Source organism: Peptacetobacter hominis, assembly GCF_006861675.1.
Lineage (GTDB): Bacteria > Bacillota > Clostridia > Peptostreptococcales > Peptostreptococcaceae > Peptacetobacter > Peptacetobacter hominis.
In genome coordinates this window covers 260422-269044 of record NZ_SGJB01000001.1, presented here as the reverse complement: position 1 = coordinate 269044, position 8623 = coordinate 260422, and the positions used below count along the sequence as shown (strand labels likewise).

Annotated in this window: 5 protein-coding genes; all 5 read right to left on the bottom strand. The window is 32.4% G+C overall.

Annotated features, from left to right (window positions below; genetic code table 11):
• Positions 1-82: 82 nt before the first annotated feature.
• The 5 genes from EXD82_RS01245 to EXD82_RS01225 all read right to left on the bottom strand — a co-directional run bounded on the left by EXD82_RS01245 (position 83) and on the right by EXD82_RS01225 (position 8590).
• Entirely contained in the window at positions 83-463 is a 381-nt protein-coding gene (locus tag EXD82_RS01245) for a C-GCAxxG-C-C family (seleno)protein (RefSeq protein ID WP_142535095.1), read from the bottom strand.
• Positions 464-516: 53 nt separating this feature from the next.
• Positions 517-4782, bottom strand: a complete 4266-nt coding sequence (locus EXD82_RS01240; protein WP_142535094.1) for a 2-hydroxyacyl-CoA dehydratase — start codon at positions 4780-4782, stop codon at positions 517-519.
• A 229-nt stretch (positions 4783-5011) separates the two neighbouring features.
• Entirely contained in the window at positions 5012-6154 is a 1143-nt protein-coding gene (locus tag EXD82_RS01235) for a CD0519/CD1768 family membrane protein (RefSeq protein WP_142535093.1), read from the bottom strand.
• A 605-nt stretch (positions 6155-6759) separates the two neighbouring features.
• Entirely contained in the window at positions 6760-7776 is a 1017-nt protein-coding gene (gene gap / locus EXD82_RS01230; protein ID WP_142535092.1) for a type I glyceraldehyde-3-phosphate dehydrogenase, read from the bottom strand.
• Positions 7777-7975: 199 nt separating this feature from the next.
• Positions 7976-8590, bottom strand: coding sequence for a YitT family protein (locus tag EXD82_RS01225; RefSeq protein ID WP_142535091.1), 615 nt, complete (start codon positions 8588-8590; stop codon positions 7976-7978).
• Positions 8591-8623: the final 33 nt, after the last annotated feature.

Here is an 8623-nt window from a genome sequence, read left to right as displayed (position 1 = left end):
TTTACAACCACTATTTACTGATAACAAGAAAAAATGCTGTCGCAAAACGTTATAAAAAACGTTAATGCGACAGCACCTAATCTTATAAATCTTTTTTTAGAGTTTCTTTTACAAGTTCATAACTTATATCCATTATTTCAGCACATGAAACTTTATTGGCTTTTAAGTCTTTACACATATGAGTTCCATATCTTTCATGTAATGTTTTCATAAAGTCCTGAACATATCTCTTTGATATCATCTTATCTCCTGATGCATCATCTCTTCCTTTTACATGTCCTATTATCAGTGTAGAACCATTTATCGCACCACAAAGGCTTGCAACTCCACAGCCTCCACCAAGAGCCGTACAAAGTCTTGATGGTATATCTGATTCAAATTCTTTGTTATATGCTATTACCACTGATTCAGCACAGTTATATCCTTCTTTATATATTTCTGATGGTTTTATTGTTTCTGCCATAATATACTTCCTTTCAGTTTATATTTCAGATTTATATTATATAATTAATTTTTTTATGATTCAAGGCTTTGTTTTTTTCTTATCTCAAGAAAAGCTTTTGAAAGCATAAGTTTTATTCTGTTAAGCTGGTTTACAGAACTTGCCGATGGATCATAATCTATAGGTATTATATTCGATTCAGGGAACTGTCGTTTCATTTCCTTTATTACACCTTTTCCTATTATATGGTTAGGTAAACATCCAAATGGCTGCATACATATTATATTATTTGCTCCATCTTCTATAAGTTCTATCATTTCTGCCGGAAGAAGCCATCCTTCACCAGTCTGATTTCCTATTGATACAACTTTTTCTGTAGCTTTAGCCATTTCTTTTATAGGTTTTATAGGTGTGAACCTTTTACTTTTTCTAAGAGCATCGTTATATGTCTTCTGATAAAGTTCTATTATTTTTATAAATGCATTTGCAAGGAAGCTGTTTTTCTTTGTCCCCTCAAGATTTTCATATTTATATATAGTATTAAGCGCACATGCCATAAAGAAATTCATAAGCTCCGGTACAACAGCCTCTGCTCCTTCTTTTTCAAGAATTTCAACAAGATTATTGTTTGCCACAGGATGGAATTTGACAAGTATTTCTCCCACAAGTCCTACTCTTGGTTTTTCTATATTTTTTAATTCAAGTGTATCAAATTCTTTTACAATAGATCTTATATTATTCTTAAACTCTTTGAATTTTGGTCTTTTTAGTGACTCTATACATCTTACTTTCCATTTTTCATAAAGTTTATTGGCACTTCCATGAACTTTTTCATAAGGTCTTACTCTAAGAAGAACTTTCATTAAAAGATCTCCATATATAACACCCATAAGAAGTCTGTTAGCCATTTTAAGCGTTATATTATCCATGATTCCACTGTCTTCAAGACCCGATACACTAAGTGCTATTACAGGTATATTTCCAAAACCTGCATCATGAAGTGCTTTTCTAAGGAATCCTATATAGTTAGTCGCTCTACATCCACCACCAGTCTGTGTTATAGCTACAGAGGTATTGTTAAGGTCATATTTACCTGACTTAAGAGCTTTTATAAGCTGGCCTACAACTATTATTGCAGGGAAACAGGCATCATTATTTACATATTTAAGTCCTTCCTCTATTATTTCCGGACTTTCATCTTTTAAAAGAACCACATTTAATCCACTCTGTCTCATGGCAGCCTCTATAAAATCGAACTGCATAGGAGCCATCTGAGGGGCAAGTATTGTTCTTTCTGGTGTTATTTTATTATTTTTGGCGTATTTTATTTTTCTTGCTTTTATTCTACTTGGTTTTATACCGCTCTGATCTCTTTCCTCCATAGCCGCTTTCAGAGATCTAAGTCTTATTTTTGCTGCTCCAAGGTTATTTCCTTCGTCTATTTTCAGAAGAGTATATATTTTTTCTTTTTCTTCCAGAATTTCCTGAACCTGATCTGTAGTTACCGCATCAAGTCCACATCCAAATGAGTTAAGCTGCACAAGTTCTATATTGTCATGCTCTCTTACAAATGCAGCTGCCTTGTATAATCTTGAATGATATACCCACTGATCCACGACTCTAAGAGGTCTTTCAAGTTTTCCAAGATGACATATTGAATCCTCTGTAAGAACAGCCATTCCAAGAGAATTTATAAGCTCAGGCATACCGTGGTTTATTTCCGGATCTATATGATAAGGTCTACCTGATAATACAATACCTTTCATATTGTGTTTATCAAGATATTTAACTGCTTTTTCACCCTGTTCCATCATATCTTTTCTGAATCTGATATGTTCTTTTGTTGCTTCATCAACAGCTTTTTCAATTTCAGATTTTGATACATCATAGTATTTTGAAAGCTCTGTATATAATCTCTTTTTAAGTTTTTCTTTGTTGTTTATACTTATAAATGGATTTATATATCTTATATTTTTCTTTCTTATATTATCTACATTATTTTTTATTACTTCTGAATATGAAACTACTACCGGACAGTTATAATAGTTGTCTGCTTTTTCATCTTCTCTATCTTCATTTGTAACACAAGGATAGAATATTGTTTTTATTCCTTTTTCTATAAGATCCTCTATATGTCCATGGACAAGTTTTGCAGGATAACATGCTGTATCAGATGCAATACTTGTTATACCTTTTTCATACATCTGTTTTGAGGTTCTTCCTGAAAGCACAGTTCTAAATCCAAGATTTGTAAAGAATGTATACCAGAAAGGATAGTCTTCGTACATATTAAGTACTCTAGGTATACCTATCTCACCTCTTGGTGCTTCTTCCGGTTTAAGAGGCTTATATTTGAATAATCTATCATACTTATATTTGAACAGATTTATTTCATCATCAGATTTTTTCTTTCTTACTCCACTATATATGGCTTCTCCTCTTTCACATCTGTTTCCTGATATAAATACTTCTGTATCAGAGAATCTATTTATAGTAAGAAGACATCTGTTTGAACATCCCTTACATCTTGTAACATTTGTTTCTATACTAAGGTTATCAAGTTCATCATTTCCAAGTATTTCTGTTATATATCCCTCTCTGTATCTTTCCTTTGCGACAAGAGCAGCTCCAAAAGCTCCCATTATTCCTGCTATTCCGGGTCTTATTACTTCCTTGCCTATAAGTTTTTCAAATGCACGTAAAACAAGATCGTTATAGAAAGTTCCACCCTGTACAACTATATTGTCTCCGATTTCATTTATATCCTTCATTTTTATTACTTTGAACATTGCGTTCTTTATAACTGAATAAGAAAGTCCTGCAGATATATCAGCAATTTCTGCACCTTCTTTCTGAGCCTGTTTTACTCTTGAATTCATAAATACTGTACATCTTGAACCAAGATCTACCGGCTTTTTAGAGAATATCCCTTCCTTCGCAAATTCTTTTATATCCATAGATAATGATTTTGCAAATGTTTCAAGGAACGATCCACATCCTGAAGAACATGCCTCGTTAAGTATGATATTTTCTATAACTCCATTTTTTATCTTCAGGCACTTCATATCCTGACCGCCGATATCAAGTATAAAATCTACATCTTTATTGAAGAATTTAGCGGCTTTATAGTGTGCAATTGTCTCTATTTCACCGAAATCAAGTTTAAGAGCTCTTTTTATAAGCCCTTCTCCATATCCTGTTGCTGTAGCTGCAGCTATTCTGCATTTTTTAGGAAGTATGCTGTATATTTCCTTCATTATTTTTATAGTTGTTTTAAGAGGGCTTCCTTCGTTACTTGAATAGTAAGAGTAAAGGAACTCTCCATTGTCCCCTATAAGAGCCGCTTTTGTAGTAGTAGATCCTGCATCTATACCTAAAAAACAATTACCTTCATATTTATTTATATCATATTTTTCAATTACATCTTTATCATGTCTTTCCTTAAACTCTCTATATTCTTCCTCATCCTTAAAAAGAGGCTCAAGAAGATTTACATTAGCATCATCTATAGCCTTTATACTTTTTAAAGTATTAATTATTTCATCAAGAGATTTTTCTTCTTCCTCTTCTGATATAAGAGCTGCACCAATAGCTATATAAAGCTGGGCATTTTCAGGAAATATAATATTTTCATCTTTAAGCTCAAGTACATTTTTAAATGCTCTTCTAAGTTCTGAAAGGAAATAAAGTGGTCCCCCCAGAAAAGCTACATTTCCTTCTATTTTTCTTCCGCATGAAAGCACACTGACAGTCTGTACTACAACAGCGTTGAATATACTCATCGCTATATTAGTCTTTTTGGCACCATCGTTTATAAGTGGCTGTATATCAGTTTTGGCAAATACACCACATCTAGATGCTATCGGATATATAGTATCATAATCTTTCGCAAGTTCATTAAGTCCTGCTGCATCAGTTTTTAGAAGAGTTGCCATCTGGTCTATAAATGCACCTGTACCACCTGCACATATACCATTCATTCTCTGATCTATACCACCAGTAAGATATGTTACTTTTGCATCTTCTCCACCGAGTTCTACAACAACATCTGTTTCAGGATGATAATATTCTATTGCTCTTGTACTGGAAATTACTTCCTGAACGAATTTTACACCCAGTTTTTCTGAGACTCCCATTCCTCCAGATCCTGTTATAACTATTTTTATATTTTTTCCTTCTGTTATATCTTTAATATTTTCAAGTGCTTCAGTCAAAGATTTTTTAACATCTGAAAAATGTCTTCTATACTCTTTATAAAGTATTTCATTACTGTCATTCAATACTACTATTTTTACAGTAGTAGATCCGACATCCACTCCAACCTTATAAAATTTACTCATAATTTCCCTCCATTTTTTGCTGCTATAATGGGCAAACGGTTTTATACCTGGTGATAAAACCATATGTCCATATTATTAAATTGTAACATATTTATAAGAAATAATCACCTGCTCTTTTTATATTTTATATTAAAACATTTTGTTTTCAATATAAAAAGAACTACTGTAACCATTATGGTACAGTAGTTCTTCTATTTATCTTATCATAATTATTCTTTATTTTATTATACTATCCTACTAGCATAAAGATCAGATGCGCTGCAACACCTGCACAAAGACCACCTATTGTATGAGATACTATCGCTTTACTTGCTAAAGGTCTTGCATCTAGTGCGTCCATCATACCTATATGAGTACTTAGGTATCCTGACCAACACATACCCATAGCTGTGAATACTGCTATATCGTTAGGTGTAACAACACCATTTTTTATAAATTCTGGAACAAGTGACATTGCCGCTCCAACTGCTCCTAGAGATGTTATAGGGAATGCTATAGCTTCTGGAGATTTAAATCCAAATAGAGGTTCTATTATGAATTTTATTTTTTCACCTAATAGAGGAAGAAGCTTAACACCTTCGTATGCTGCTCCTGTATAAGTTCCATCAGCTGATGGTCCAAATGTAAGCATCATAACACCTGTACAAACTATTAATACCCCTGGTATTATAGCCATACCCATGTCAACACCAAGTTTACCACCTTCAAGCATAGCATCAAGAACTCTCTGGAAAAGATTTCCTTCTCTTACTTCTCTGAATTCACCTTCTGATACATCAGCTGCATCTCCAACAGAATCCATAGCTGCATCTCCATAGTATTTCTTAGTCTGCATTAACATAAGTCTAACAGATATTACAGATCCTATTATAGCTCCAAGGTTTCCTATAAGTGCTGGAAGCATATATTCTTTTCCCTGCGCCATCATGAAAGTTGTAACTATAAGACCCATACCAAATGCTGTACCAAGGTTACATAACGCTGGTGTCTGGTATTTTTTGAAATACTGAGTAAATGATTTGTCTTTAGCGAATGATATTATAGCTGGGTTATCTGATAAATAAGTTGCAACTGCACCAGTTATACTTGCTCCTGGAAGTCCATATACTGGTTTCATTATAGGTGCGAATATCTTATTTATTAATGCTATTACACCAAACTCAGATAATAGTGCACTAAGAGCTCCTGCTAAAACTGCTAGTGCCATGATTAGGAATACTGTCTGTAATAATAGGTCATGCGCTGTAGCCATCATTGTTTTGAACATTGGCCCAACACCCATTATTCTACCGATATAACCGAATACCAATATTAGCACTGCTAAAAATACAAAGGTTTCAGTACTGACCGCTTTGACTTTTTTCTTTTCCATAATAATCTTCCTTTCTGAAATCAATATGATTTTTTTATGGTTGTTTGTTGTTTGTTGTTTCTAATTACATTATACTTTCATTTTATATTTTTTGCAACATAATTTGTTTAACTTTTATCAGCCAAATGTTTGCACAAAGGTCAGTCTTTTCAGATAATTGAATAGCATCAGGCATTTTTGAGTTTATTATTTTCGGCATTATTTTGTGATATTTTAAGCGTATCACTTACAACTAGCGACTTTCAGCATTGTTACAAGTTGTTACTATATTCTGAAAAAATGTTGTTTATGATTATTTTTTATTCATTTTCACGCTCATTTTGATATTGTATTTTTTTTATTTTTTTCAAAAAAAATCTTTAAATTAATATCAAACTTTTCTTTTTAAGCATATTTTTTATCGTATTTTTTTATTTCTCCATATAATTTCTTTTTTACAAAAAACATTTTCCTATTCTAGTCAAACCAACAACTTGTAGTATCTTTCTATTTATTTTTCTTATACACAGTATTTTCAATATATTTTTACTTATTAGAAATTAAAATCCTTCCTGAACATAAAAAATGACCAAGGTGATACATTCACCTTGGTCGCCAAATACAACTTACATTCTTTCTGCTATATATTTTACTAAATCTACTGTTCTTGCTGAATACCCCCACTCATTATCATACCATGAAACAATTTTAAACATTTTTTCTTCTATAGTCATTGTTGATAATGCATCTATTATAGATGATCTTGAATCACCTTTATAATCAACTGATACAAGTGGTAGTTCACAATATCCAAGTATTCCTTTCATTTCTCCTTCAGCAGCTTCCTTAAGTGCTGCATTTATTTCCTCTACAGTTGCTGGCTTTTTAAGCTCGCATACCATATCTACAAGAGATACTGTTGGTGTAGGAACTCTAAGAGCAAAACCGTTAAGTTTTCCTGCAAGTTCAGGAAGTACCTTAGATACAGCCTTTGCTGCACCTGTTGTTGTAGGTATTATAGACTCTCCTGCTGCTCTTGCTCTTCTCAAATCCTTGTGAGTTTTATCTACTATCTGCTGTCCGTTTGTATATGAGTGAACAGTTGTTATAAGTCCTCTCTCTATACCAAATTTATCATTTATAACCTTAGCCATAGGTGCAAGACAGTTTGTAGTACAAGATGCATTTGATATTATATTGTGTTTTTCAGGATCATATTTTTCTTCGTTTACACCCATTACAATTGTTATATCTTCATTAGTACCAGGTGCTGTTATAACGACTTTTTTTGCACCAGCTTTTATATGTTTTGATACACTTTCCTTATCTCTGAATTTTCCAGTAGACTCTATTACTATATCAACTCCAAGCTCTCCCCATGGAATATCCTCTGGATCTGCACATCTGAATATTTTTATTTCTTTTCCGTTTATCTCCATAACGTTTTCCCCTTTGGCACATACATCCCCATTGAATATACCAAAACAAGAATCATATTTGAAAAGATGTGCAAGAGTTTCAGTATTGGCTCTGGCATTTATTGCAACAAGTTCTATATCTTCCCCCATATTGTTGCTCTGAATAATTCTAAGTACTGTTCTTCCTATTCTACCGAATCCATTCATACCTACTTTTATTGCCATTTGTTTTTCCTCCCATATAACATAACCTATAATATTAATGTGTTTCACTATTACTATTTTTTACATTATTTAGTATACATTATTTCTTTTCTTTATTCAATACTTTTTTGTGTTAATTAATTATTTATGATGTATTTTTGAATTAGTGTATATAATAATAACAAAAAAAGAAGCCAAAAGGCTTCTTTTTATCTATATCTTAGGCAATTCTCATTTTGTTTATATTTTTACCACCAAAATCGTATACAAAATCGATTACTTTTCCACTTATTGTAATTGCTATCATAGAATACATAATATCTCCTACTGAAAGATAATACAATGAAAGCAAAAGCACAACTATATCCATAATTACATATATAGTTCCTATTTTTATAGATGAAAGCTTAGATAACATAAGAGCAAGTGCATCGTCTCCTCCAGCCGCACATCCAGCTTTTATTACTATACCACTTCCTATACCAACACATAATCCACCTAAAACTGAAGATGTTAATATTCCAAATCTAGGAAGTACAGGTCCTATATAAGAGAACAGTCCGTAAAGAACTGAGAAAAATACAGATGCTATAACAGAGTATATAAAAAACTTTCTTCCGAAAAATTTATATCCCATTGCAAGTAGCATAACATCTATTATTATACTGGCAACTGACATATCTATATTGAATATATTTTTTAATATAAGTAAGAGTCCTAGGACACCTCCTTCAGTTATGTCATTAAGATAATAGAAATTATAAAATCCAAAAGCCAGTATAGCCGATCCTGAAACTATCATAAATATTGTTTTTAAAGATCGTCGGTCGTACATAATATCCCTTCCTTTTCTTTAAGTTACACTCAT

Excerpts from the sequence above, each read along its gene's own strand:
- EXD82_RS01235 (WP_142535093.1), bottom strand. The coding sequence starts at position 6,154 with ATGGAAAAGAAAAAAGTCAAAGCGGTCAGTACTGAAACCTTTGTATTT.
- gap (WP_142535092.1), bottom strand. The coding sequence starts at position 7,776 with ATGGCAATAAAAGTAGGTATGAATGGATTCGGTAGAATAGGAAGAACA.
- EXD82_RS01240 (WP_142535094.1), bottom strand. The coding sequence starts at position 4,782 with ATGAGTAAATTTTATAAGGTTGGAGTGGATGTCGGATCTACTACTGTA.
- EXD82_RS01245 (WP_142535095.1), bottom strand. The coding sequence starts at position 463 with ATGGCAGAAACAATAAAACCATCAGAAATATATAAAGAAGGATATAAC.
- EXD82_RS01225 (WP_142535091.1), bottom strand. The coding sequence starts at position 8,590 with ATGTACGACCGACGATCTTTAAAAACAATATTTATGATAGTTTCAGGA.